The following is a 26,021-nucleotide window of genomic DNA, read 5'->3' as shown; positions in this document are numbered from 1 at the left end:
TGGTTTGGCCTTGCCTTCAGGCTACCCTCAAATACTACCTTCGCCAGCCTGCCCTGCTGCCAAAGCCTTGCGGGTCAATTCCATCGCAAGCGCCTCCAACGCTGTCGTACGTTCACTGGCCAACTGGTTGCTCTGTTCCAGATAAGTCCCTTCAGCCATATCTTGCTCATCGCTCAATGCCTCCAGGCGGTCCCAAAACGGTTGTTCAACTTCGTTGAAGCGCTCTGTGTGTTCGCGACGCAAATATTCGACCCAGAAATCCTGTTGGCTCACATACCGCGCCAGTGCATCGGTTGCCTCAGCGTCGAGCACTGCTTGTGCAGCATCAGCAAGCTGTGTGGCAGTAACCCCTGCGATCAAATCAAACTGCATGGTTCTGGGCTGCCCAGGTAAATCGAGCCGACGCGCAAGGCCGCTGCGATAAGCCAGGCTTATTTCGACCTCATCGACTCCGCGCCCGGCTGCACGGCGTGCACTCATGTCCGCCCGGGCAATCTGTTCGACCCTATTGAGGCGGAACAACCTCCTCGCCACGCCGAGACGTGCGGCGCCAGCCTGGTCATGTGTGCTTCGCTGCAAAGCGCGGGCAACGAACACACGCACTTCCAAGGCACTGAAAGTCGAGGCCACACTATCTACGCAGGTGCGCGGACTGGCTGCCAGGTTAAAGAGCTCCAGACGTAATTCTGTGTCGTGCCGGGCAATATCCAGAACCTCCCATACCCGTCGTACCAAGTCCGCTCGCTCGTCGCGATAGTCGCTGGTGCCCTCCAGCTCGCTGATCAACTGGAAGAGCGAGTCACTGCCGGGCTCGGCCCGCAAACTATCCCACGTGTCGGCTCGTTGCTGGCGTGCCTGCGGGTCGAGGTCATCAATCCACTGTTCCCTGCTGACGTCCCTTCTCGCAGCCTCCGGACTGACCACAATCGGATCAGGTGCGTTAAGCCGTTCAAGAATTGCATCGGGCAACGCATTCCCCCTCAAAATCAGGGATTGACGCATTGCTCTTGGTGCTTGCAGTAGCTCTTCCGGCACGTCGACGATTTGGTTGTTGCGAAGGTCAACATGTTCAAGAAAGGGAGATCTGGTCAGACCCTGCGGTACTGATCGCAGTTCGCAGTTGCTCAGATACAATTCCGTCAAACGTAACGGCCGATGAAAATGCAATGTGGCTTCGCCAAGCGAATTGCGATTCAAATTGAGGGTACGCAAAAGTGGAAGGTTGGCCAGAACATCGACGTCGGCATTCGTCAGTCGAATGCGATTATTGTTCAACCACAGGCCATGCAGCTGATTAAGTGCCTCTAAACCCGCTGGCAGTGCGCTCAGCGCGTTGTTGCCAAGATTCAACCAGCGCAGCCCTGGGAATCGCTGAAGAAAGTTGCTCGGAAGCCGCTGCAACTGCAGGCCTACCAGCGCAAGATCGGTGACATGGTTGAAGTCGGCATTTGCAGGCAATTCTGGCAACTCGCCAACGGCCTCATTGAGCAGGCGCAGCCGCATACCCTGCGGCTGCCCTTGACCATTGCGCGCTATCTCGCCCTCCAATCGCCAGCAACGTCGCAGTTCTTCGGCTACGTGCCGACGTGCGAAGCGCCTGGATCCATGCGCAGCATCACTTTCCCACCCGGCTAACAGTGCATCCAGTTGTTGGTATTCACTTTCCTGCCTGAGTAAGTTGTTGAAGGGCGAGCCAGACCGCTGCAGCAAGGCCTGGAGATAATTTTCGACCTGAGTTTCGGAGAAGCCGGTATAGAGTGCTCGAATACGCGCGCGCAACAAATTGTCGGCATGGAAACTCCCCCTGCCACGACCGCTTAACAGATACCCGGTTCGCCCATCCGGCAGGCGTTGCCCTGGGTTGAACCAAGGTGTAACTTCGCGCCACCCCATAAGACGCTCAAGGTCCCGCCGCTTTTCAGGCAACCAGCCTTGCAGGTCTGCAGAAATCTGTTCCTTGGCATTACTCGCATTCCAACCTAAACGCTGTTTTTCCACATCGGGCAGCAGCGCAAGAATGACTTCGGGCAAACCCGCCGGCTCTGCAATCTCCACATCCAACTCACGCCCCTGACTGTCGTACAAGCAAAAGCGTCCGGCCCGCCAGACCATCACATGGGGCTGATCACGTTGCGCAAACAACACCGCAAGCCGACGACCATTCTCGGACCCCTCACGCAACTCAAGATTGATATCGCTGGGCCAGTTGGTGTGACGACGCAGTAGGTTGAATGCCAGCTCTACCGAATTGGCCTGATAGTTATTGCGCAAGAACAATCCTTCACACAACCGCACCAGTTTGGCATGGCGCAGTAATACACGTGCTTGCTGCGCTAGCGCCAACGGTATGCGCTGTTGCTCCGTCATACGCAATCGATCAGCATCATTTGCCCCGCGCAGCAAGTACAACGCATAAGCATCCGGTAGCCCAGGAAAGTCGCGCTGGAGCAAGGTCAAAGCATCGTCCGTAGGTAAGTACAGTACAGAGAAATGCTCAAAGAGGCGCTGGCGCAACTGGCTTGAATGTTCGAGCAGTGCAGCACGTTGTTCGGTTGCAGGCAGGTCAACAGCGTCAATCTGAGCTACACACCAGCGGAACATTTCCGAATCAACGTCTTCTGTAGGTTGAGCCAGTGCTGTGAAAAACGCATCGATCCGCGCATCAACGTTGAATCGCTCCAACGTGTCGCGCAGGCTCACCGGCAGAGGCCGGTTCTCCACCAGTAAACCGCGCAATGCATCTTCATCGACATCGGCGACCCGAAGAATCTGCTCAATCCGCTTTGGATCGAGTTCGGCGGCCTGCGGCCATAGTCGGCTCAACAGAAATGCACTGCCTTGCCACTCAAAGGGTCGCGCGAAACTCAGGCGCCAGCCGCGCTCACCATTGAACAGTAACTGCGGTGCGTAAGCCTCCTCGCGCAGCGGATGCTGCAACCACCAACGCCCCTGATGCTGACGAACCTGATACAAGGCGTTGTCGTGCCGCCACCACAAACGCTGGCCATCGGTGTGCAGGCCGTTGTCGAGAGTCTGCAGTTGGCCCGGCACATCACTGGCGACATAAGGCTGCAGTTCCTCAGACCACAATCGTTTGTTACCGGCGTCAGTATTGATCGGCACCAACTGGTCGACATAGCTGCTGCGCTTGAAGCCCCGTGCTATTACTTTAGCTCCCGCCGCAACAGCCACCCCGACCACAATGGTTTCAGTAACTCCCAACAAATGTTCAATGGCTTCCTGACGATGCCCCAGGGTCCAGTCTTTCACCCCTTCGAATGTTTCTGAAAGAATCTGTACCACTGTCTGCCCCAACAGCAGCGTGCCGATGGCAGGGACGAACAGGCCCGCTACGTTGAGCAAGGTCATTCCGGTCGATTGCATCTGTTCAATACGCTGCGCAGAGGCTGCATGGTCTGCATCGTCGGTTGGCACCAAAAGAATGCGAGCATCGTCCTTGATTCGCTGTACCTGCCCACTCACCAGGCTGTCAAAAAGGTCTGTAACAGGAACCTCGCCCTTCGCCTCAAGATCAGGTGAAGGGTCGCCAAGTCGCTTGGTCATGAGGTTGAGCAGGCCCGGCAGCGCTCTGAGCCCTATTCTCTGGCGCAAATACAGAACAAACTCCGGTTTGCGCAGCTCTTCGACCAAGCCATCGTTCAATTGCGCCCAACCGTCGAAAACATACAGAGAGCGCTGCGGCGCATCTGGCAGATACAGCAGCACACGCCGCACGACACTACCCATGTCGCGCTGCTCAAACGCCAAGGCTCCATCAACAGGGCAACCCAATAGCTTGAATGACAACGCCCGCCAATGAGAGGCGGGCTTTCGATCCGTCGAGGGGGCGACCGTCTGCTGACGCAACATCGTCAGGTCGGAAGGATTGATCTCACCTTTTATCGCAGCAATCTCTGCCGCCAATGCCAAGCCTTCGCGATTGTCTTGCGCCATGATGCTTTGCATCTCTGCACCGAATATACCGTCCAGATGGCTCTGGTAGTCCTGCCCGATGTCCTCTTCGCGACAAAACAGACTGACTACCTCAGTTTCGCCAGTCAGCAAATCTGCTTGGTTAGAATCGGGTACCGGCCGTTGATCAGATGTAGATAAACCTGAGCCCCGGTAGAAGCTCGCGCTGGGCTTGAAGTTCTGCATCAGGCGTTGCAGCGCCGGTTGATGCTCGAAGGTAACTACATCCACGGGCAACGAAATACCAGAGGGTATTTGAAAGGAACGGCGAACCTCACGCCAGTAAAGCTCGCGAAGGTTTACTTCAAGATTGAGGGCGCCTTGCAACAGAGGCTGTAGCCGCCTGAGTGCGAAGTCGTCGGGAGCAATGATCGCCGAATGCCTGGTGTGCAGCTCCTCCTGGCTCAGCGTGTGCGCGTGCATGCAGTCGCGCAAGGCGTTGATCTGCTTGGGCGAAGCGCCGCTCAGCCAGGCAGGTAAGCGCTCATGAATAAAGTCGTCAGTGGCGTTGGCGATCTTCCTTGCGTTGGCTGCGTGGTCCACGCCAGGCTGGTTTGCAGTCATGATGGTCTTCCTTGCGATAATCGGAACCATCTAGCTTCCACCGCCAATACCGATCATTGCAGGAGGAAATCACTCGCCCCTCGCCCCGCACTGCCCTTGCAGGATTACCGTACGATAGTGCCCGGGGTTGCAGCCGAACCATTTGCGAAAAGCCTTGTAGAACGAGCTGCTGTCGGCAAAGCCCAGACGCTCGGCGATCTCGGCGAACCCCAGATCAATTTCGGCCAACCAGGTGATGGCCAGTTCACGCCGCACGCTGTCCTTCAGCCCCTGATAAGTCTGCCCTTCCTCTGCCAGGCGACGACGCAAGGTTGAGGCCGAAAGGCAAAGGTCACGCGCCAGTCTGTCCGCATCAGGCCATTGCCCGGGGTCCATCAGGCGAAGATCCTGGCGAATCCGGCGCGCCAAACTGGTTGGGTCACGGTACTTGACCAGAATATTGCCAGGCGCCTCGGCGAGAAAGCGCTGAAGTTCCTCCTCGCTGCGCTTTAGCGGAAGATCAAGGCAGTCCGCGGCGATGATCATTCGCGAGCGAGGACGATCGAACTGCAGGTTCTCCGAGAACATTACCCGGTAATCGTCACAGAACAACGGTTCGGCACAGCGCAGTTCAATGGCCAGGATCGGGATGCGCCGCCCGGCCAACCAGCAGGCGACCCCGTGAACGATCATCCAGAAAGTAAAGTAGGTAAAGGCACGGCGCGGTTGCTCACGCGGCTCGACAATGACGATCTCGGCAAGGCTTTGCTGCCTTATCAACGCAGGCTGCAGGTCTTCGAGCATCAATGAAAGGAAGGTCAGGGCTGCTTCCAGGCCTGCACCAAGGGTAGGCTGAGCCATTGCCGTACGACAGAGAAAGGCCAGGCTTCCACTGCGCAACCCGCGTGGGTCCATGCCGAAAAATTCATCGTTGCAACGCCGCGCCAACAATCGCCAGAGCTGTGCATAGGCCTGCGCCGGCACCCGCGCATCTGCCTGCTCGAACAAAGCTGCATCGACACCGATGCGATTGAGCAAGGCCTGGCTTGGCGCGCCGGGCGCGCAACTTTGCAGCAGCGCTTCGCGCACCAATTGCATAGAGATGGTGTCTTTACCTGCCATCAGCAGTACTTCGCCTTACCCGCCTGGTTTGACGGCCATCTTAGGGGCGCCGACAGAAAATGCCAGTGCTGCTTCATATCGTCGGTGCCAAGCTCAGAAATGCCTGAATCAGCCGCAGCTCACGACGTCGCTCCAGGCACCCGATCATGTGTTGATTCACCAGCCCAGGGCCCACAATCGAGCGAGCCACAACCCGTGGGTCATGGCTGGTCTCCACCGACGACACAATGCCGATACCAAGCTCGGCCGCCACTGCTTCAGTCACTGCCTCGCGGCTGTCCAATTCCAGGAGTACGCGCGGCCTGACATCGGCCTGTACGCACGCCTGATCGAACGTTCGCCGCGTGATCGAGCTGGGTTCGCGCAGCACCATGATTTGTCGATCCAGCTCACTGATCGCAAGGGCGTGACGATCAACGGCCCAAGGATGACCTGCTGGCAACAAGGCACAGATCTGTGACTCACCCAAGCTTTGTAAATACAGCCCTTTGCGAGGTTCTACCTCAGTCAATACCGCGACATCCGCATGCTCACTGAGCAGTGCCGCCAGTGTCTCCTGGGCATTGCCCAAGCGCAGATTGACGGTTATTCCCGGGTAGCGAGCCCGTAGCTGGGCAAGCATCGGCATGACCCGATGCGGCCCATCGGCCGCCACTTCAAGGCGCCCGGTAAGCAACTGACGATTGGCCTCAAGCATGGCTTGAGCTTCTTCGGCCAAACCGAACATCGCCCGAGTGATTGCCGCCAGCCGAGTACCCTCCTCAGTCAGTTCTACGCGTCGAGCGGTGCGACGCAATAAGGTGATCTGATAATGCTCCTCCAGCGCCTTGATGTGCCCGGTGACAGCAGGTTGGCTGATGAACAAACGTGCCGCAGCGCGAGTAAAACTACCCTCCCGGGCAACTGCATCGAACGCTCTGAGCTGGAAAAGATTCATATCTATCGGCCTGACTTATGGCTGGCATAACAACAAACAATTTGATTGATGATGCGCACAATTGCAACTTAGGCCCCGTAGTTTCAGCCCACCGCTTGTGAGGAACTTCGGAATGAGCAACGCCCCTATCCTGTTGACCCCCGGTCCCTTGACCACTTCATCCCGCACCCGCCAAGCGATGATGGTGGACTGGGGTTCCTGGGACCAAGAATTCAATCAGCTGACCGCCAGCCTGTGCGAACAACTGCTGGCCATTGTCAACGGTGCCGACAGCCATCACTGTGTACCGCTGCAAGGCAGTGGCACTTTTGCCGTCGAAGCAGCAATCGGCACGCTGGTACCTCGTGACGGGAAGGTTCTGGTGCTGATCAACGGTGCCTATGGCCAGCGTCTGGCCAAGATCTGCAAAGTCATCGGCCGCGCCTACAGCACCTTCGAAACAGCTGAAGACGAGCCAACCACCGCAGCCGACGTCGATCGTCTGTTGGCCGCCGACCCTGCCATTACCCACGTGGCGTTGATTCACTGCGAAACCAGTACCGGCATCCTCAATCCGCTGCCAGAGATAGCCCAGGTCATCGCTCGCCACGGCAAGCGCCTTATCATCGATGCCATGAGTTCGTTTGGCGCCCTGCCAATCGATGCTGCGCAAGTGCCGTTCGATGCCTTGATCGCCGCCTCTGGCAAATGCCTGGAAGGCGTACCCGGCATGGGCTTCGTCTTCGCCAACAAGGCCTCTCTGGCAGCAGCGGCAGGCAATTCGCCATCCCTGGCCATGGACCTTCAGGACCAGCATGCCTACATGGCCAAGACTGGCCAGTGGCGCTTCACTCCGCCCACCCACGTGGTAGCGGCGTTGCACGAAGCCCTGCTTCAGTACAACGAGGAGGGCGGCCTGCCCGCCCGTCACCAACGCTATGCGAGCAATTGCAAAGTTCTGCTCGATGGTATGGCCGCAATCGGTCTGCGCAGCTTTCTGCCCGCCGCAATCCAGGCCCCGATCATCGTTACGTTCCACGCGCCGAATGACCCGCGCTACCAGTTCAAGGATTTCTACGAGCGGGTCAAGGCCAAAGGTTTCATCCTCTATCCGGGCAAGCTGACCCAAGTGGAAACGTTCCGCGTCGGCTGTATCGGTGTGGTCGGACCGGACGGCATGCAAGCCGCCGTGAATGCTGTAGCCCAAGTGCTGCGGGAAATGGAAGTACTGGATATCTAACGCGCTGACACTCTTTCAAGGAACTAGCAAATGAACTACAGCAATCCATCGCAACTTCAAGCGGCAATCCTGGACTGGGCCGGCACCGTGGTCGACTTCGGCTCCTTCGCTCCAACCCAGATTTTTGTCGAAGCATTCGCCGAGTTCGACGTCGAAGTGTCTATCGAAGAGGCCCGTGGCCCGATGGGCATGGGCAAGTGGGACCACATTCGCACCTTGTGCGACCAGCCTCAGATTGCCGAGCGCTATCGTAAGGTGTTTGGCCGCACCCCTACTGATGACGACGTTACCGCCATCTACGAGCGCTTCATGCCCCTGCAGATTGAGAAAATCGCGGTGCATTCAGCGCTGATCCCAGGTGCTCTGGACACCCTCACCGGCCTGCGTAAAGACGGCCTGAAAATCGGTTCATGCTCCGGGTATCCGAAAGTGGTGATGGACAAGGTCGTCGAACTGGCCGCTCAGAATGGTTATGTCGCCGATCATGTGGTGGCCACCGATGAAACCCCAAATGGTCGCCCGTGGCCTGCACAAGCCCTGGCAAACGTGATCGCCCTGGGTATTGATGACGTGGCAGCCTGCGTCAAGGTCGACGACACCGTTCCCGGCATCCTCGAAGGCCGCCGCGCCGGTATGTGGACCGTCGCACTGGTCTGTTCAGGTAATGCCCTGGGGCTGACGTACGAAGGCTATCGGGCCCTGGCCTCCGACGTGTTGGACAGCGAGCGCAAGCGCATCCATGCAATGTTCGCGGGCTCTCGCCCACACTACCTCATCGATACCATCAATGAGCTGCCAGAAGTCATTGCCGATATCAACAAGCGCCTGGCACGCGGGGAGATGCCTCAAGCGGTGTAAGGCTCAGGACCAACGTTGGGCAAGCCTGCTTCCTTGGATGTCATGGAAGTGGGCTTGCCCGGCACTGATCAACCCTGATGGCGTTCTACCCAGGCTGCGTACTTGTCGATAAAGGTCTGCAAGAACGGCCGGGTTTTCTCGGAAAGCTTGCCGTTGTCATCGAACAGGGACGCCGCCCCACCGATATAAGCTTCCGGCTGCTGCAAGCATGGCACATCGAGAAATACCAGGGATTGCCGCAGGTGATGGTTTGCACCAAAACCACCCACAGCACCGGGAGACACACTGATCACGGCACCTGGCTTTCCGCTCCAGGCGCTCTGCCCATAGGGTCGCGATCCCACATCAATAGCGTTCTTCAGTACCCCAGGTACCGAGCGATTGTACTCCGGGGTGACGAACAGGACCGCATCACTTGCTCGAATCTGCTCGCGGAAGGTCTTGTACGCCGCTGGCGGATCGACATCGATGTCTTCGTTGTAGAGCGCCAGGTCGCCGATTTCGATTATTTTCAGCTCAAGATTCGAAGGCGCAAGCTCCGCCAGTGCATGAGCAACTTTGCGATTGAATGATTCCTTGCGCAAGCTGCCGACTACGACGGCTACCGAATAAACCTGGCTCATGGCGATTACCTGACAAGTAGGATAAAGGAACTTGTAGGTATAGATGATCTATCCGGTACTCGAAGTTTTTTTCCAACCGGGCAAAACTTCCCCGCTGAAGCAGTGGTCTATGCCTGACAGAAAATTTTTAGAGGTTGCACGGTAAATGACAGCAGTACTGGTCGGACAATTTCATGCACGGGACGCAGAAGGTCGCATCTACCCCGTTCATGAGTTCCAGCAAACCTCCCTTCAAGCCGACGGTAGTGCCCCCCTGCTTGTCACCACCTATACATTGGCCATCGGCGACAAGGTCAATCATCTTGGCGATAACCGTTTCGAGCTGGCGCGTAGCGGCGTCGAGATCATTCGTATTCCTTGATGCAATCGACGGTGTATACCCCTCCTTGCTCGTACATCTGCAACTGCAGTCCGTGTACATCGGCGACGAAACCCGGAAAACCGCTGGCAAATGCTACGGCAAACGCCAGGTAATCGATGATGGACCGGGTCGATTCAGTAAAGCGCTCGCCAGGCATGACCAATGGAATACCCGGGGGGTAAGGCACCAACATCACCGCGGCGGTGCGGCCCAGCAACTGGTCAATCGGCACGGCTTCCACTTCTCCACGCACCATCCGGTCGTAGGCATCAGCGGGCTTCATGACCACTTCGGGCAATGAAGTGAACAAGCGTTTTAACTGTTTGGCAGTGGCGTTTCTGCGGTAACAGGCGTGCAGCTGATCGCACAGGTCGCGCAGCCCCAGCCCCTGATAGCGCACCAGATCCTCTCGGGCGATACAAGGCAAGCATTCGAGCAGATCCGTGTTGGCATCGTAGTTACGCTTGAACTCCAACAGCTCGGTCAACAAGGTGCTCCATTTACCCTTGGTGATGCCCATCGAAAACAGCACAAGAAAAGTGTAGAGCCCGGTTTTTTCGACCACCAGCCCCCTCTCCCAGAGAAACTTGCTGACCACGGCAGCGGGAATTCCATGCTCACTCAACGCCCCGCCAGCGCTAAGTCCCGGCATGACCAGGGTGACCTTGATCGGGTCGAGCAACACATAGTCGTCCGTCACATCGCCGAATCCGTGCCAGTCGGCCTGCGGTCGCAACAACCAATCTGCGGTGTTTACCTGACGCATGCCTTCGACCTGAGGAGGCTGCCAGATGCTGAACCACCAATCCTCATCTGCAATGTGCTGGCGTAAATTGGCCATGGCACGGCGAAAGCTCAACGCCTCATCGAACATTTCCTGCATCAATGAATATCCCGCCGGCCCCTCCATCATCGTCGAGGCAACATCCAGCGAGGCCAGGATGCTGTACTGCGGCGATGTGGAAATATGCATCATGAATGCTTCGTTGAAGCGGTCACGGTCAAGCTGTCGGGCGCCACCATCTTGCACATGAATCATGGATGCCTGGCTGAAGGCAGCCAACAGCTTGTGCGTCGAGTGCGTACTGAAGACCAGCGGACTTTCCTCGCTACGGGAAGTCCCCATGGCGTAGCGCCCGGCAAAAAAATCATGGAATGCCGCGTAGGCATACCAGGCTTCATCGAAATGCAATACCTCGACACTGTTGCCCAGCATCTGCTTGATCAGTTCGGCGTTGTAGCAAAGCCCGTCGTATGTGGAGTTGGTGACCACAGCCAGTTTTACTTTGGGCATGCGCCCGCGGGCAAGGGGGTTGGCCTGGATCTTGGCAAGAATCGACTGGGGGCTGAACTCACTCAATGGAATTGGCCCGATGATCCCCAGTTCATTTCGTTCGGGACACAAGTACAAAGGGATCGCACCGGTCATGATAATGGCGTGCACCACCGACTTGTGGCAATTGCGGTCCACGAGGACCAGGTCATCGCGTCCGACCACAGAATGCCAGACGATTTTGTTAGCCGTTGAAGTGCCATTGATGACAAAGAAGGTGTGATCGGCACCAAAGTTTTTTGCCGCTCGGGCTTCGGCGGCAGCCAGCGGGCCTGTGTGGTCCAGCAATGAGCCGAGCTCAGGAACCGAAACGGAAAGGTCCGAGCGCAGGGTGTTCTCGCCAAAAAACTGATGAAACGCCAGCCCGACCGGACTTTTACGATAGGCTACACCGCCACCATGACCAGGGGTGTGCCAGGAATAGTTGGATTGCGCCGTGTGCTGCACCAAGGCTTTGAAAAACGGTGGCAGCAGACCGTCCAGATAAATGTGCGCGGCGCGTGCGACTTGGCGCGCCAGAAATGGCACGGTGTCCTCGAACAAGTAAAGAATGCCACGCAACTGGTTCAGTTCGCTCATGACATCGGCAGGTGCATTCTCCAATGTCACCTGTTCACCCAGGGCGAAAATCGGCAAGTGGGGTGCACGCAACCGAGCCAGGCGAATCAACTCGACCATGTTCTGCAGCAAATGCGTGTTTTCTCCGGCGCCTTCCGCTGCGATCAGTAGGCACGCCAGCCCGTGATGAGTTGAAGCCAGTAGTCGACCTTCAGCGTAATCAATGGCCGGTAGAATATCGAAGCCATCCTGAGACAGCTCTTGGGCGATGCCGCGCACACGCTCGCCGGCAAGCGTATCGGCCTTGATATCACGGTGAACGATCAGGACAGGAAACTTGAGGTCCTTGTACATACGGGGGCGCCTGCTCCGAATGACGTGTCGGTCATTTCAGGGTAGAAGCAGGTCAGCTCCCTTGCGCGAGAATCTGCCTAGTTGGCCTCGGACAACTGCTGCCACAACGCCGGGCCGCCAGTGGATTTGGCAACGGCCTCCAACCGCGCCACATGCGCCTCAAGCTCCTGCTCGCAGGCACGAATGATGCGGCCCGGTTGACGACCGATAATACGACGAATTTCGCTGCCCCGGCTGCTCTCGCTGCCTTCCTCACCATCAGCGCCCTGCCCAGCCAGTGACAAGCTGGTCTGGCCACCGGTCATGCTCAGGTAAACATCGGCCAATAGCTCCGAGTCAAGCAGTGCACCGTGCAATTCACGGCCGGAGTTATCGATACCGTATCGCTTGCACAACGCATCAAGGCTGTTGCGCTGCCCCGGATGGCGGGAACGCGCCATCATCAGGGTATCGAGAATGGTGCAGTGCTGAGAGATATCGGCACGCTCGTGCTGACCAAGCAGCGCGAACTCGTTGTTGATGAAGCCAACGTCGAACGCTGCGTTATGGATGATCAGTTGCGCGCCCTGAATGAACTCGAAGAACTCATCGGCCACTTCGGCAAAACGCGGCTTGTCGATCAGGAAGCCGTCGGTGATGCCGTGGACGCCAATGGCGCCTTCGTCACTCTCGCGGTCAGGCTGCAGGTAAACGTGAAAGTGTCGTCCGGTGAGGCGCCGGCCCATCAATTCGACGCAGCCGATCTCAATGACACGATGGCCGTCGGTGACCGGCATACCCGTGGTTTCGGTGTCCAGGACGACCGACCTGTTGCTTTGAATCTCCACGCCGGTGGTCTCCTGTCGCGCACAGCTTGTGGTAATAGCCGGCCATTCTACCTCAGCGCGCGGCCAAGTGTCGGCTGGTGTGATCAGCGCAGCCCGCGCACCTCGTCAACGCCGCGATTGGCCAATTGGTCAGCGCGTTCATTGCCATGATGGCCGATGTGGCCACGCACCCACTTCCAGGTCACCTTGTGGCGCCCAACCTGCTCATCAAGCTGTTTCCAGAGGTCGGCGTTTTTAACCGGCTCCTTGGCGGCTGTTTTCCAACCACGCTTTTTCCAGTTGACCATCCACTCGTTGATGCCTTTCATCACATACTGCGAGTCAGTGACCAATAGCACTTCGCATTCACGCTTGAGTGCTTCCAGGCCCTTGATTGCCGCCATCAGTTCCATGCGGTTGTTGGTGGTCTCGAGCTCACCGCCCCACAGCTCCTTCTCGACGCCCTTGCAGACCATCAACACGCCCCAGCCACCTGGGCCGGGATTGCCCTTGCAGGCACCATCGGTAAAGATTTCGACGCTATCGCTCATTTACAGCCTTTATAAATTTGATGAAGCACAGGGCTACTCAAAGCCCGGGGTTCAAGGTTCGGAATGGCGTCGATTGACTTTTGCCATCGGCAAGGGGATCAGTTTGCCCATCGGCTCACGACGCTCCAGGCGCAGTGGCCGCAAGCCAACCACCATTTTGCGCGCCACCAGCAGATACACACCGCCACCGGCACCTTGCCAGCCACCTGCTACGCGCTCCCAGCCCGCCAGACGCTGCTGCCAGGCCGGGGACGCAAGCGGCGGACGATAGCACCCGAAGCGGCGTTTCTCCAGCGCGAAACCCAGCAGGTTCAGCCAGTCACCCACTCGTGACGGGGAAATACAGCGAGCCTTGCGCAAGGCATCATGGGCAAATACCCGGCGCATGCCCCAACTGCTCCAGGGATTGATACCAATGATCAACAAATGCCCCCCTGGACGCACGCTGCTGGCGGCTTCGCGCAGCAAACCGTGAGGCGACAGGCTGAAGTCCAGACCATGCTGCAGCACCACCACGTCGGCGGCATGTTCGCTCAACGGCCAGGCTTGCTCTTCGCAGACAATTTCGACGCCCGGCAGCGGCGCACCCAAGCGCACGTTTCGTTGCACTTGAGCCGCCTTGGGCGGTGCCTCGGCACACGGACCGTAGTGCACCAGATAGCCGCCGAAGTAGCGTCCCAACTCCTCCTCGAGCAGGCGTTGCTCCTCATGCAACATCAATTGCCCCAGAGGGCCGGCGAACCAGTCGCGGGCCAGGCTGATCAGCGCCAGCCACTGCGGATCGGCCTGTGCGAAGGCTTGATCAGTCATAGCAGTCTCCCTTGAAGGTTCTCGACAGCGTGCATAGCTACTAAGATGCACCCATGTCCAACGTTTGGCGAATCGCACCATGATACAGATCGATGCCCTACCTGCTTTCACCGATAACTACATCTGGTTGTTACAGGATTCTGCCAACCAGCACTGTGCGGTGGTCGACCCGGGCGATGCGGCACCGGTGCTGGCCTGGCTCGAACGCCACCCTGGCTGGCGCCTGACCGACATCTTGGTCACGCACCACCATCACGACCACGTCGGTGGTGTCGAGCAACTCAAGCAAACGACAGGCGCACGGGTTTGCGGCCCAGCGCAGGAGCGCATTCCAGGCCGCGACCTGGCCTTGGACGACCACGCAAGCGTGCGCGTTCTGGGCCTGGACCTCCAGATCATCGCCGTACCAGGACACACCTTGGGACACATTGCCTATTATTGCGATTCCACCGCCACGCCGCTGCTGTTCTGTGGTGACACCCTGTTCGCCGCCGGATGCGGTCGCTTGTTCGAAGGCACCCCCGAGCAAATGCATCACTCCCTCCAACGCTTGGCAGCTCTTCCAGCGCAAACCTTGGTGTATTGCACCCATGAGTACACCCTGAGCAACCTGCGCTTTGCCAAGGCGGTAGAACCGGAAAATCCGCACATTGCTCAACGCTTCGCCGACGTTACCGAGTTACGGGCACACGATCGCATCACGTTGCCATCAACCCTGGCATTGGAAAGGCTCACCAACCCCTTTTTGCGCACTACCGAAACATCCGTTAAAGAAAAATTAGACGAACGGAGCACCCTGATAAACCCTACGCCAAGTGCTGTCTTTGCTGGGTTACGCGCCTGGAAAGACAAGTTCTAAACAGCTCCTTTTAAGACCCCGAAGTTCTCAAAGGTTGACCAAGGGGGGGCTGCTTTCTAGAATCGCCCGACATTTTTGCCCGGAACTTTGTCCCAGCCAATGTCGTCGAATAGCCGCAGAACCTTCAAGTCCGTCGCCCTGACGCGCCTGGCCCAAGCCAGTGCGCTGGCCCTGGCCGCCACCCTCGTGGGCTGCCAGAGCACCCGTCAGATCGACGAAGCCGAGAGCGTTCGCGCGCACAACTATCAGGCGCGGATGAAACAAAAACCGGTGTTCATCCCGGTCAAGCAAGTAGAGCAGGAACCCCAGGACGTCTGGGAACGCATGCGCCAGGGTTTCGCCTTGCAAGACGATATGGCGGTAAACCCACGCATCGAACAACAGCGCCTGTGGTTCGCCAGCAACCCCTCTTTCCTCGAAACCGCCGGCAACCGTGGCAGCCTGTACATCCACTATATTGTCGAGCGTCTTGAAGAACGTGACATGCCCCTTGAACTGGCGTTATTGCCAGCAATCGAGAGCGCCTACAACCCCATGGCCTACTCCCGGGCACATGCGGTTGGCCTGTGGCAGTTCATTCCTTCGACCGGCCGTCACTTCAACCTGCGCCAGACCCGTTTTTACGATGGTCGACGCGACATCACCGCTTCAACCAACGCCGCGCTGAACTACCTGACTCGCCTGCACGACATGTTCAACGGCGACTGGCTGCTGGCCCTGGCAGCCTACAACGCGGGTGAAGGTACCGTCAGCCGGGCCATCGAGCGCAACGAAAAGCTCGGTCTGCCTACTGACTACTGGAACCTCCCGCTGCCTCAGGAAACCCGCGACTATGTGCCCAAGTTGCTGGCCCTGTCACAGGTCGTAATGACCCCGCAGGCTTATGGCGTAAACCTTAATCCGATCGCCAACGAACCCTACTTCGAAGCCGTTGCTATCAACTCCCGCCTGGACCTGTCACGAGTCGCAGAACTGGCGGAAATTGACGAGGACGAGCTGATCCAACTCAACCCGGCGTTCAAGAAGCGCATGACCGTGGACGGCCCCAAGCAGTTGCTGGTGCCGACCGCAAAAGCGCAGCTTCTGACTGCCAGCCTGTCTAACATGAAGCCCGAAGAGCTGCTTTCACTGCAGCCTAAAAAGGCTGTATTCGAAGCGGCCCTGGCCGAAGCATCGCCGCGCGCTACAACAACCCGCAGCAGCCGCTATCGGGTCAAACGTGGCGACAATCTGGGCAGCATCGCCAAGGCCAACAAGGTTAGCGTCAAGGACTTGCAACGCTGGAACAAGCTTTCCGGCCATAGGCTCAAGGCCGGGCAAACCTTGGTCATGCAAAGCACCCAACCGCTCCAGGGCAAGAGCCAGAAAAAATCCACCCAGTACAAGGTGCGTAAAGGTGACTCCCTGTACCTGGTGGCCAAGCGCTTCAACGTCGAGATGCAGCACCTCAAGCGCTGGAACCCTCGTAGCGGCCATGCCCTCAAGCCAGGCCAGACCCTGACCGTTTACCTGCCCCACTAAGTAACTGGCTCCGCGCCCTGCGCCGGAGCCCGCTGCACCGGCCTGGCGGCCCTCTTTTTCCTGCCGATACAAGCTGTTACTGTAGCTGGAATAAAGCCCAAGCCGCCTGGATCGGATCGCCAAATTGATACGTCCCCTCCTGTTGCTGTCACTCAGCCTGGCCTTGAGCTTTCCCGCGGGCGCAACAATCACCGAAAGCCACGGTTACGCCCAGTTCGGCACGCTCAAGTACCCAGCCAAATTTACCCATTTCGATTGGGTCAATCCGCAAGCGCCCAAGGGCGGGACCTTGCGCGCCATGGCGTTCGGCACATTCGACACCCTCAATCCTTACACCTTCAAGGGATCAAGCCCGGTCACCACCCCCAACTTCCTGCAGTATGGGGTCAACGAGCTGAACGAAACCCTGATGGTGGGTACTGGACAGTACGACCCTTCAGGCGATGAACCCACGTCGAGCTATGGCCTGATTGCCAGCTCCGTGGAGTACAGCGAGGACCGCAGTTGGGTGGTGTTCAACCTGCGCCCCGAAGCCCGCTTCCACGATGGTCACCCCATCACTGCCAGCGATGTCGCGTTTTCGTACCACACGCTGCTCAAGGAAGGCCACCCGATCTACCGCACCAACCTGCAAGAGGTAAAACGGGTCGACATCCTCAACCCGCGGCGCATTCGCTTTGTTTTCAAACGTGCCGGCAACCCCTTGCTGATCCTGCGCATGGGCGAGATGCCAGTGTTGCCTGCACATTACTGGAAGGGACGCGACTTCAAGGCCACCACCTTTGAACCACCTCTTGGCAGCGGCCCCTACCGCATCACCCAGGTCCAACCGGGAAGACGCCTTGTGTTCGAACGAGTAAAGGACTACTGGGGCAAGGATCTGGCTGTCAATCGTGGCAAATACAATGTCGCACGGGTCGAATACGAGTTTTACCGCGACAGCGCAGTCGCTTTCGAGGCATTCAAGGCTGGCGAATTCGACATTTACATCGAACACCAGGCCAAGAACTGGGCCAACGGCTACAACTTTCCAGCCGTGCGCCGTGGTGAGGTCATCAAGGCCCAAATCGCGCACAAGATCCCGACCCAGACCCAAGGCTTGTTCATGAACAGCCGCCGGGCAAACTTCAGCGACGCCAGGGTGCGCCAGGCCTTGGGGCTGATGCTGGATTTCGAATGGACCAACCGGGCCTTGTTCAGCAGCGCCTACCGTCGCGCCACCAGCTACTACCCCAACAGCGAGTTCGCTGCCAACGGACTGCCAGTGGGCAAGGAATGGCTGTTGCTTGCGCCGTACCGCGACGAACTGCCAGCGGGGCTGTTCACCCAGCCCTACCAAGTCAGCCATACCGATGGACGCGGCATCAACCGCCAGACCCTGCGCCAAGCGCTGGATCTGTTGGCCCAGGCCGGCTGGAAGCTCAACGGGCAGCGCCTGCTCGACAGCAAAGGCCGCCCCCTCAAGCTCGAGTTACTGTTGGTCAATCCCAACCTCGAGCGGATCCTGCAACCTTATGTCGAAAATCTTGCCAGCATTGGCATCGATGCACGCTTGCGTACTGTGGACCGGGCCCAGTACAAACAACGCCTGGACCAGTTCGATTTCGACATGATTCTGATGACGTTGAACCAGACGCTCAGCCCAGGCCTGGAACAGTGGCTGTACTTTCATTCCAGCCAGGCATCGACCAAGGGCAGCAAGAACTATGCTGGCGTCAGGGACCCGGTAGTCGATCACCTGCTCGACACCCTACTCGCGGCTCAAAGCCGTGATGAACAAGTGGCGGCAGCGCGCGCACTGGACCGGGTATTGCTCTGGCAGTACTACATGATTCCCAACTGGTATCTGGACAATCATCGCCTGGCCTACCGTAACAGGTTCGCCTTCGTCACCACGCCGCCCTATACCCTGGGGCTCAACAGCTGGTGGATAAAGCCTTCGGAGAAAGCTCAATGATGTCACTGCCCAGCCTACGCCTGAAGGCTTGCGCCCTATTGCTGGCCTGCATCTGTACCCAGGCACTGGCCGCGCCGCAACACGCCCTGACCTTGTATGACGAACCGCCGAAGTATCCTGCCGACTTCAAGCACTTCGACTACGTCAATCCGGACGCCCCTAAAGGCGGCACCTTCCGCCAGTCCGGCTTTGGCGGTTTCGACAGCCTGAACCCGTTCATCAACAAGGGCGTGCCTGCCGACGACATCACCCTGATCTACGACACCTTGATGACCCAGAGCCTGGATGAGCCGTTCACCGAATACGGCCTGGTTGCGGGCAAGATCGAAAAAGCCCCGGACAACAGCTGGGTACGCTTCTACTTGCGTCCGCAAGCGCGCTTTCACGATGGCCACCCCATCCATGCCGAAGATGTGGTGTTCACCTTCAATACCCTGATCAAAAGCGGTGCCCCGCTGTTTCGCGGCTACTACGCCGACGTCGCCGAGGTTATAGCCGAGGACCCGCAGCGGGTGCTGTTCAAGTTCAAACACAGCAACAACCGTGAATTGCCACTGATTCTTGGCCAGTTGCCGGTACTGCCCAAGCATTGGTGGGAAGGCCGCGATTTCACCAAGGGCAATCTCGAAATTCCATTGGGCAGCGGCCCGTACAAGGTTGCCGAAGTGAAAGCCGGACGTTCGATCCGCTATGAACGGGTCGAGGACTACTGGGGTAAGGACCTGGCGGTCAATCGCGGGTCCTACAACTTTGACGTCATGACTATTGACTACTACCGCGACAGCACCGTCGCCCTGGAAGCGTTGAAGGCCGGGCAGTTCGACTATCGCCTGGAAAATGCAGCGAAAAGCTGGGCTACCGCCTACGACATTCCGGCCGTGCGCCAGAAGCGCCTGATTCTGGAAGAACTGCCCAATGGCAACCCCACGGGCATGCAGGGATTCGTCTTCAATATTCGCCGCCCGGTGTTTCAGGACGTGCGTGTGCGCGAAGCGCTGAGCCTGTTGCTGGACTTCGAATGGACCAACAAGCAATTGTTCAACGGCGCGTACACCCGTACCGGCAGCTATTTCGAAAACTCGGACATGGCTGCCACGGGCCTGCCCAGCGAGGCCGAACTGAAAATCCTCGAACCGTTGCGCGGCAAGATTCCAGAACAGGTCTTCACCCAGCCGTTTGCCAATCCGGTCACCGATGGCAGCGGTATGATCCGCGAGCAGCAGCGCAAGGCCTACAAGCTGTTGCAGGAGGCTGGCTGGCGTATTGTCGATGACAAGATGGTCGATACCCAGGGCAAACCTGTGTCCATCGAGTTTCTTCTGGCTCAAACCGAGTTCGAACGAATTCTGCTGCCGTTCAAACGCAACCTGGCCGACCTGGGTATCGATCTGGTGATTCGCCGCGTGGACGTCTCCCAATACATCAATCGGCTGCGTTCACGTGATTTCGACATGATTGTCGGCGGTTTCCCACAATCCAATTCACCCGGTAACGAACAACGTGAATTCTGGCAGAGCGCGGCAGCTGACAACCCTGGCAGTCGTAATTTTATCGGCCTCAAGGACCCCGCCATCGATGTACTGGTCGAGGACTTGATCAACGCCAACTCCCGGCAAAGCCTGATCGAGGCCTGTCGCGCTCTGGATAGAGTTCTGCAGTGGGGTTTTTATGTAATACCCAACTGGCACATCAAGACCTGGCGAGTGGCGTATTGGAACCACATCGGTCACCCCAAGGTATCGCCCAAGTACGACATCGGCATCAACACCTGGTGGATAAAGCCCGACATTGAACCCGCAGTACCGGTGACACCTGCGCCAGATGCACCATCGACTCAAGGGGCGCAATAGCATGCTGGCCTATATTTTTCGACGCTTGCTGCTGATCGTGCCGACCTTGCTGGGCATCCTGATCATCAACTTCATCATCATCCAGGCTGCGCCCGGTGGTCCTGTCGAGCAAATGATCGCCAAGCTCGAGGGCTTCGAGGGCGCAACCAGCCGTATCGCCGGGGGCGGTGCCGAGGTTTCGGTAGCCGGCTCCAACTACCGGGGTGCACAAGGGCTCGACCCGGCACTGATCCAGGAAATCGAAAAGATGTACGGCTTCGACAAGTCGGCGCCGGAACGCTTGTGGATCATGATCAAGAACTACGCCCACCTGGATTTCGGCGACAGTTTTTTTCGCGATGCCAAGGTGATCGACCTGATTGTCGAGAAGATGCCGGTCTCGATATCCCTGGGCCTATGGAGCACTTTGATCATGTATTTGGTGTCCATCCCGTTGGGGATTGCCAAAGCCACACGGCATGGCAGTCACTTCGATGTATGGACCAGTTCGGCGATCATCATCGGCTATGCAATCCCGGCGTTCCTTTTCGCGATCCTGCTGATTGTGCTGTTCGCTGGCGGCAGCTACCTCGACTGGTTTCCGTTGCGCGGCCTGACCTCGAACAACTTCGATGAACTGAGCACTGGCGGCAAGATACTCGACTACTTCTGGCACTTGGTCCTGCCTGTCACAGCCTTGGTGATCGGCAACTTCGCCACCATGACACTGCTGACCAAGAACAGCTTCCTGGACGAAATCAACAAGCAGTATGTAGTGACTGCCAAAGCCAAGGGACTGAGCCCGAACCGGGTGCTTTACGGCCATGTGTTCCGCAACGCCATGCTGCTGGTGATCGCAGGCTTTCCCTCGGCCTTCATCGGCATTTTCTTCACCGGCTCACTGCTGATCGAGGTGATCTTTTCACTCGACGGGCTGGGCCTGATGAGTTTTGAAGCAGCGATCAATCGCGACTACCCGGTCGTCTTCGGCACCTTGTTCATTTTCACTCTGCTCGGCCTGGTAGTGAAACTGATCGGTGACCTGACCTACACCCTTGTCGACCCTCGAATCGACTTTGACAGCCGGGAGCACTGAGATGAATTTGTCCCCTCTCAATCGCCGGCGTTTCGAGCGCTTCAAGGCCAACCGCCGAGGCTGGTGGTCGCTGTGGCTATTTCTGATCCTGTTCGGCTTGAGCCTGGGCGCCGAACTGATCGCCAACGACAAACCTCTTGCCGTGCGTTACGACGGCGAATGGTATTTCCCGGCACTCAAGCGCTACCCGGAAACCACCTTCGGCGGCGAGTTTCCGCTTGAGGCCAACTACAAGAGCCCGTACATCCGCGAACTACTGGCCGCCAAGGACAGCTGGGTACTGTGGGCACCGATTCCGTTCAGCTACCAGAGCATCAACTACGACCTCAAGGTCCCTGCCCCCGCACCGCCTTCGGCGCAGAACTGGCTGGGCACCGACGATCAGGGGCGCGATGTGCTGGCACGGGTAATCTACGGATTCCGCATATCAGTGCTGTTCGCCCTGACCCTGACCATTCTCAGCTCGATCATCGGCGTGATCGCCGGCGCCCTGCAGGGTTTCTACGGCGGTTGGGTCGATCTGCTCGGGCAGCGCTTCCTGGAGATCTGGTCGGGACTCCCGGTGCTGTATCTGCTGATCATCCTCGCCAGCTTCGTGCAGCCAAACTTCTGGTGGCTACTGGGGATAATGTTGCTGTTTTCGTGGATGAGCCTGGTGGATGTGGTGCGCGCCGAATTCCTGCGTGGACGCAACCTCGAGTACGTTCGAGCCGCCCGGGCGCTAGGCATGCAGAACGGCGCAATCATGTACCGGCACATTCTGCCGAACGCCATGATCTCGACCATGACCTTCATGCCATTCATTCTCACTGGTGCGATCGGCACCCTGACAGCACTGGACTTCCTCGGCTTCGGCCTGCCCCCAGGCGCACCGTCGCTGGGTGAATTGGTGGCCCAGGGCAAATCCAATCTGCAGGCCCCGTGGCTGGGCATGAGTGCTTTCGCCGTACTCGCCTTGATGCTCAGCCTGCTGGTGTTCATCGGCGAGTCCGCTCGCGATGCCTTCGACCCGAGGAAATGAAATGAGCAACGAAACCTTGATCGAAGTGCGTGACCTGGCCGTGGAGTTCGTAAGTGGCGAGCAAACTCAGCGGGTAGTCGAAGGCATCAGTTTCGACATCCGCCGCGGCGAAACCCTGGCATTGGTCGGCGAAAGCGGTTCGGGCAAATCGGTAACCGCGCACTCGATCCTGCGGCTGCTGCCCTACCCGCTGGCGCGCCATCCCAGCGGCAGCATCCGCTACGAAGGGCGCGACCTGATGACCCTGGATGAAAAGCAGATGCGCCATATCCGTGGCAATCGCATCGCGATGATCTTCCAGGAGCCGATGACCTCGCTCAACCCGCTGCACACAATCGAAAAGCAAATTAACGAGATACTCCTGCTGCACAAGGGCCTCAAGGGCAAGGAGGCCACTGAGCGCACGCTGGAGCTGCTTGAGTTGGTCGGCATCCCTGATCCACGCAAACGCCTCAAGGCCCTCCCACACGAGCTCTCAGGAGGTCAGCGCCAGCGTGTAATGATCGCCATGGCCTTGGCCAATGAACCTGAACTGCTGATTGCCGACGAACCCACCACGGCCCTCGACGTCACGGTACAGCTGAAGATTCTCGAGTTGCTCAAGTCACTGCAGGCGCGCCTGGGAATGGCCATGCTGCTGATCAGCCACGACCTCAACCTGGTCAAGCGTATTGCTCATCGCGTGTGTGTGATGCAGCGCGGCAGCATCGTCGAGCAGGCCGACTGCGCAACGTTATTCCACAGCCCGCAACACCCGTACACGCAGATGCTCCTGGGTGCCGAACCCAGCGGCGGTCCCGCCGACAATCCGCCAGGCAAACCGATGCTTGAGGTGGACGATCTACGCGTGTGGTTCCCGATCAAAAAGGGGCTGCTGCGACGCACCGTCGATCACGTCAAGGCGGTGGACGGCATTAACTTCAGCCTGCCCCAAGGACAGACCCTGGGCATCGTGGGCGAAAGTGGCTCGGGTAAATCCACCTTGGGCCTGGCGATTCTGCGCCTGCTCGGCAGTCAAGGCGCCATTCGCTTCCAGGGCACTGCTTTGGACGGCCTGAGTCAACAGCAGGTGCGGCCATTGCGTCGACAGATGCAAGTGGTCTTCCAGGACCCGTTTGGCAGCCTCAGTCCGCGTATGTGCGTGAGCGATATCGTCGGTGAAGGGTTGCGCATCCACCGCATCGGCACAGCGGCAGAACAGGAACAGGCAATCATCGCTGCACTTGAGGAAGTCGGCCTGGACCCTCAGGCCCGCCACCGCTACCCCCATGAGTTTTCTGGCGGCCAGCGCCAGCGCATTGCCATCGCTCGAGCCCTAGTGTTGAAGCCAGCATTGATCCTACTCGATGAACCCACCTCAGCGCTGGACCGTACAGTGCAACGCCAGGTGGTGGAGTTACTGCGCTCATTGCAAAGCAAATACAACCTCACCTACCTGTTCATCAGCCATGACCTGGCAGTGGTCAAGGCGCTGAGCCATCAACTGATGGTGGTCAAACAAGGCAAGGTGGTGGAACAAGGCGAAGCTGCGGAGATTTTCGCTGCACCGCAACATGCCTATACCCGGCAATTGCTTGAAGCGGCATTCCTGGCACCGGCTACCGCGCAGGAACAGCTGAGCTGAGATCGGCGTAGAAAAATAGAAAAGGCCGCGTGAGCGGCCTTTTCTGTTTCAAGCGTGGATCACTCAGTAGCGAGTAATGTCCGCCTTGGCTTCCAACTGTTTACGGTAAGCCGCAAAGTCCTGCTGACCAGCACGTGAAGCGAGGAAGCGGCGATAGGCCGACTTCTCTTCATCGGTGGCCGCCGCACCTTCGTTGACGCCGTTGAGGCGCAATACAACCAGGCTGCCATCGTTGAGTACGACGCTGCCATAGACCGGCTTGTCCTTGGCCTCAGGCTTGCTCATACGGAACACTGCCTGCAACTCGGCCGGATCGATACCTTCCTGGCTACGCGAAACCGCTTCCTGAACCTTCCAGCTCTGACCGTCCTGCGCTGCATCCATGGCGATGCTACCGTCACGCAGACCGGCAATCAGTGCATCTGCCTTGGTCTTCAAGGCTGCAGTCGCCTGCTCTTTGGCCAGGTGCTTGCGGATACTGTCGGAGACCACTTCCAGACTCAACTGCTCGGGCTTGAGGTGCTCTTTGACCCGCAGCACCACGATGGTTTCCGGATCCAGTTCGATGGCGGTGCTATTGGCACCTTCTTCCAGCACTTCAGCGCTGAAGGCTGCCTGGATCACGGCACGATTGGCAGTGATACCGTCGCCACCCTCACGGCCGAACGCCGGTGCGGTGTGCACCTTCAGGCCGAGCTCCTGAGCTGGCTGGGCCAGATCGGACGCTTCGAAGGCCGAGTCTTCGAGTTGCTTGGTGACTTCAACGAAACGCTGCTCGACCTGCTGGGTTTTCAGCTCACGCGTCAGTTTGTCCTTCAAACTGGCAAAGCTCGGCACCTCTGGCGCTTCCACGCCCAGCAGCTTGATCAGGTGGAAGCCGTAGTCGGTACGCACCGGGGCCGAAACCTGATCCTTATTCAGCGCATACAGTGCTTCTTCGAACGCTGGATCGTAGACGCCCTGGCCTGCGTAACCCAAATCGCCGCCGTTGTTGGCCGAACCTGGGTCCTGGGAGAATTCCTTGGCCAATGTGGCAAAGTCTTCACCTTTGGACAGGCGCTGCTGGATCTCTTCGATCTTCGCTTTTGCCTGGGCTTCGTTCACCTTGTCATTCACTTCGATAAGGATGTGCGCAGCATGGCGCTGCTCCGCCAGATTGGCGATTTCCTTTTCATACAGTGCTTTGAGTTCGTCTTCGTTGACAGTGACCTGATCGAAGAACGCCGACTTCTTCAGCTCGATGTAGTCAATTACGACTTGATCCGGGCTCATGAACTCTTTGGCGTGTTCATCGTAATGCGCCTTGATCTGCTCGTCGGTGACCTTGACCGCAGCCGGGTCGGCCTTGAAAGTCAGCGAAGCGAAATCACGTGTCTGCTTTTCCAGGCGGGCGAAAGCATTGACCTGGTCATCGGTGACGAAACCACTGCCAGCCAGGCCAGCACGCAGTTGGCCGATGAGCATTTCCTGAGCCAGCATTTCGCGGAATTGCAGACGGCCGTAGCCCATCTGACGAATCACCTGATCGAAACGCTCGGGGCTGAACTTGCCGTCAACCTGGAACTCAGGCGTCTGCAAGATCAGTTGATCAAGGGCAGCTTCGGAGAAAGCAAACTTGGCGTCGTGTGCGCCCTGAAGCAGCAGTTTACGGTCGATCAGACCTTTGAGCGCCGCTTCACGCAGCATTTTGTCATCGAGCAGCGATGGATCGAAGTCCTTGCCCAACTGTTGCATCAACTGCCGACGTTGCATGTCGACGGCCTGGCTCAGTTCGTTCTGGCTAATGGTTTCACCATTGACCTTGGCAGCGTCCTGGCTGTGGGTGGTGGCCTGGAAGATGGCATCGAAGCCGGTCAGTGCCATCAAGGCTACGATGACACCGATGATGGTCTTGGCAATCCAACCTTGTGAATTGTCCCTGATATTCTGCAGCATGCGTCCCCCAGAAACGGTTGTACTGAATGAAACAACCGTGGAGCGTGGGTAGATTCCTGATAGAAGAAAGGCGCATCCGGAGATGCGCCTTCTCGTAACCGGCCAGACAACAGGTACTTTTCAACGATTCCT

The 26,021-nt window shown here is 58.0% G+C and carries 19 protein-coding genes; 10 read left to right on the top strand and 9 right to left on the bottom strand.

The window, feature by feature from the left end:
• Window positions 1-27: 27 nt before the first annotated feature.
• From V0R60_RS08220 to V0R60_RS08210, 3 genes are all read right to left on the bottom strand, one after another.
• Window positions 28-4,536: an NEL-type E3 ubiquitin ligase domain-containing protein gene (locus V0R60_RS08220; protein WP_330079374.1), complete on the bottom strand. Its 4,509-nt coding sequence runs from the start codon at window positions 4,534-4,536 to the stop codon at window positions 28-30.
• 69 nt (window positions 4,537-4,605) lie between these two features.
• Window positions 4,606-5,637: an AraC family transcriptional regulator gene (locus V0R60_RS08215; RefSeq protein ID WP_330079373.1), complete on the bottom strand. Its 1,032-nt coding sequence runs from the start codon at window positions 5,635-5,637 to the stop codon at window positions 4,606-4,608.
• Window positions 5,638-5,710: 73 nt separating this feature from the next.
• A complete protein-coding gene (locus V0R60_RS08210) occupies window positions 5,711-6,574 on the bottom strand; it encodes a LysR substrate-binding domain-containing protein (RefSeq protein WP_136477338.1) in 864 nt (287 codons plus the stop codon).
• Window positions 6,575-6,686: 112 nt separating this feature from the next.
• On the opposite strand from V0R60_RS08210, the gene V0R60_RS08205 reads away from it, so the two are divergent.
• Together V0R60_RS08205 and phnX are read left to right on the top strand one after the other, a co-directional pair.
• The gene (locus V0R60_RS08205; protein WP_136477339.1) at window positions 6,687-7,793 is read left to right on the top strand and encodes a 2-aminoethylphosphonate--pyruvate transaminase; all 1,107 of its coding nucleotides are present in this window, start codon (window positions 6,687-6,689) and stop codon (window positions 7,791-7,793) included.
• Window positions 7,794-7,823: 30 nt separating this feature from the next.
• Complete coding sequence (gene phnX / locus V0R60_RS08200; RefSeq protein ID WP_330079372.1) at window positions 7,824-8,651, top strand: phosphonoacetaldehyde hydrolase; 828 nt, start codon at window positions 7,824-7,826, stop codon at window positions 8,649-8,651.
• A 68-nt stretch (window positions 8,652-8,719) separates the two neighbouring features.
• On the opposite strand, the gene V0R60_RS08195 is transcribed toward phnX, so the two are convergent.
• Window positions 8,720-9,274, bottom strand: a complete 555-nt coding sequence (locus tag V0R60_RS08195) for an NADPH-dependent FMN reductase (RefSeq protein WP_330079371.1) — start codon at window positions 9,272-9,274, stop codon at window positions 8,720-8,722.
• Between the two features lie 145 nt (window positions 9,275-9,419).
• Between V0R60_RS08195 and V0R60_RS08190 the strand changes: the two genes are divergently transcribed.
• Window positions 9,420-9,635, top strand: a complete 216-nt coding sequence (locus V0R60_RS08190; RefSeq protein WP_136477342.1) for a hypothetical protein — start codon at window positions 9,420-9,422, stop codon at window positions 9,633-9,635.
• Here the strand turns inward: V0R60_RS08190 and V0R60_RS08185 are convergent.
• From V0R60_RS08185 to V0R60_RS08170, 4 genes are all read right to left on the bottom strand, one after another.
• Window positions 9,619-11,880, bottom strand: coding sequence for an Orn/Lys/Arg family decarboxylase (locus V0R60_RS08185; RefSeq protein WP_330079370.1), 2,262 nt, complete (start codon window positions 11,878-11,880; stop codon window positions 9,619-9,621). The two genes, V0R60_RS08190 and V0R60_RS08185, sit on opposite strands and share 17 nt — an antisense overlap.
• Before the next feature lie 77 nt (window positions 11,881-11,957).
• Window positions 11,958-12,707: a DNA polymerase III subunit epsilon gene (gene dnaQ / locus V0R60_RS08180; protein ID WP_330079369.1), complete on the bottom strand. Its 750-nt coding sequence runs from the start codon at window positions 12,705-12,707 to the stop codon at window positions 11,958-11,960.
• 83 nt (window positions 12,708-12,790) lie between these two features.
• Complete coding sequence (rnhA, locus tag V0R60_RS08175; RefSeq protein WP_136477345.1) at window positions 12,791-13,237, bottom strand: ribonuclease HI; 447 nt, start codon at window positions 13,235-13,237, stop codon at window positions 12,791-12,793.
• 51 nt (window positions 13,238-13,288) lie between these two features.
• Window positions 13,289-14,047, bottom strand: coding sequence for a methyltransferase domain-containing protein (locus V0R60_RS08170; protein ID WP_136477346.1), 759 nt, complete (start codon window positions 14,045-14,047; stop codon window positions 13,289-13,291).
• Window positions 14,048-14,126: 79 nt separating this feature from the next.
• On the opposite strand from V0R60_RS08170, the gene gloB reads away from it, so the two are divergent.
• The 7 genes from gloB to V0R60_RS08135 all read left to right on the top strand — a co-directional run bounded on the left by gloB (window position 14,127) and on the right by V0R60_RS08135 (window position 23,954).
• Window positions 14,127-14,906: a hydroxyacylglutathione hydrolase gene (gene gloB / locus V0R60_RS08165; RefSeq protein ID WP_330079368.1), complete on the top strand. Its 780-nt coding sequence runs from the start codon at window positions 14,127-14,129 to the stop codon at window positions 14,904-14,906.
• A gap of 99 nt (window positions 14,907-15,005) precedes the next feature.
• Window positions 15,006-16,427 carry a transglycosylase SLT domain-containing protein gene (locus tag V0R60_RS08160; protein WP_136477348.1) on the top strand — a complete coding sequence of 474 codons (1,422 nt, stop codon included), beginning with the start codon at window positions 15,006-15,008 and terminating at the stop codon, window positions 16,425-16,427.
• A 127-nt stretch (window positions 16,428-16,554) separates the two neighbouring features.
• Complete coding sequence (locus V0R60_RS08155; RefSeq protein WP_330079389.1) at window positions 16,555-18,384, top strand: extracellular solute-binding protein; 1,830 nt, start codon at window positions 16,555-16,557, stop codon at window positions 18,382-18,384.
• Window positions 18,384-20,234, top strand: coding sequence for an extracellular solute-binding protein (locus V0R60_RS08150; protein WP_375547266.1), 1,851 nt, complete (start codon window positions 18,384-18,386; stop codon window positions 20,232-20,234). Before V0R60_RS08155 ends, V0R60_RS08150 begins: the two co-directional genes overlap by 1 nt.
• A 1-nt stretch (window position 20,235) precedes the next feature.
• Window positions 20,236-21,309: a microcin C ABC transporter permease YejB gene (locus V0R60_RS08145; protein ID WP_136477351.1), complete on the top strand. Its 1,074-nt coding sequence runs from the start codon at window positions 20,236-20,238 to the stop codon at window positions 21,307-21,309.
• A 1-nt stretch (window position 21,310) separates the two neighbouring features.
• Complete coding sequence (locus V0R60_RS08140) at window positions 21,311-22,330, top strand: ABC transporter permease (protein ID WP_136477352.1); 1,020 nt, start codon at window positions 21,311-21,313, stop codon at window positions 22,328-22,330.
• 1 nt (window position 22,331) lies between these two features.
• A complete protein-coding gene (locus tag V0R60_RS08135; protein WP_136477353.1) occupies window positions 22,332-23,954 on the top strand; it encodes an ABC transporter ATP-binding protein in 1,623 nt (540 codons plus the stop codon).
• Window positions 23,955-24,017: 63 nt separating this feature from the next.
• On the opposite strand, the gene V0R60_RS08130 is transcribed toward V0R60_RS08135, so the two are convergent.
• Window positions 24,018-25,889 carry a SurA N-terminal domain-containing protein gene (locus tag V0R60_RS08130; protein ID WP_136477354.1) on the bottom strand — a complete coding sequence of 624 codons (1,872 nt, stop codon included), beginning with the start codon at window positions 25,887-25,889 and terminating at the stop codon, window positions 24,018-24,020.
• Window positions 25,890-26,021: the final 132 nt, after the last annotated feature.

This window comes from Pseudomonas auratipiscis (assembly GCF_036324085.1).
In the GTDB taxonomy this organism is placed as follows: domain Bacteria; phylum Pseudomonadota; class Gammaproteobacteria; order Pseudomonadales; family Pseudomonadaceae; genus Aquipseudomonas; species Aquipseudomonas auratipiscis.
Note: the sequence above shows the minus strand (reverse complement) of the source record. Positions and strands in the feature narration are given on the sequence as shown.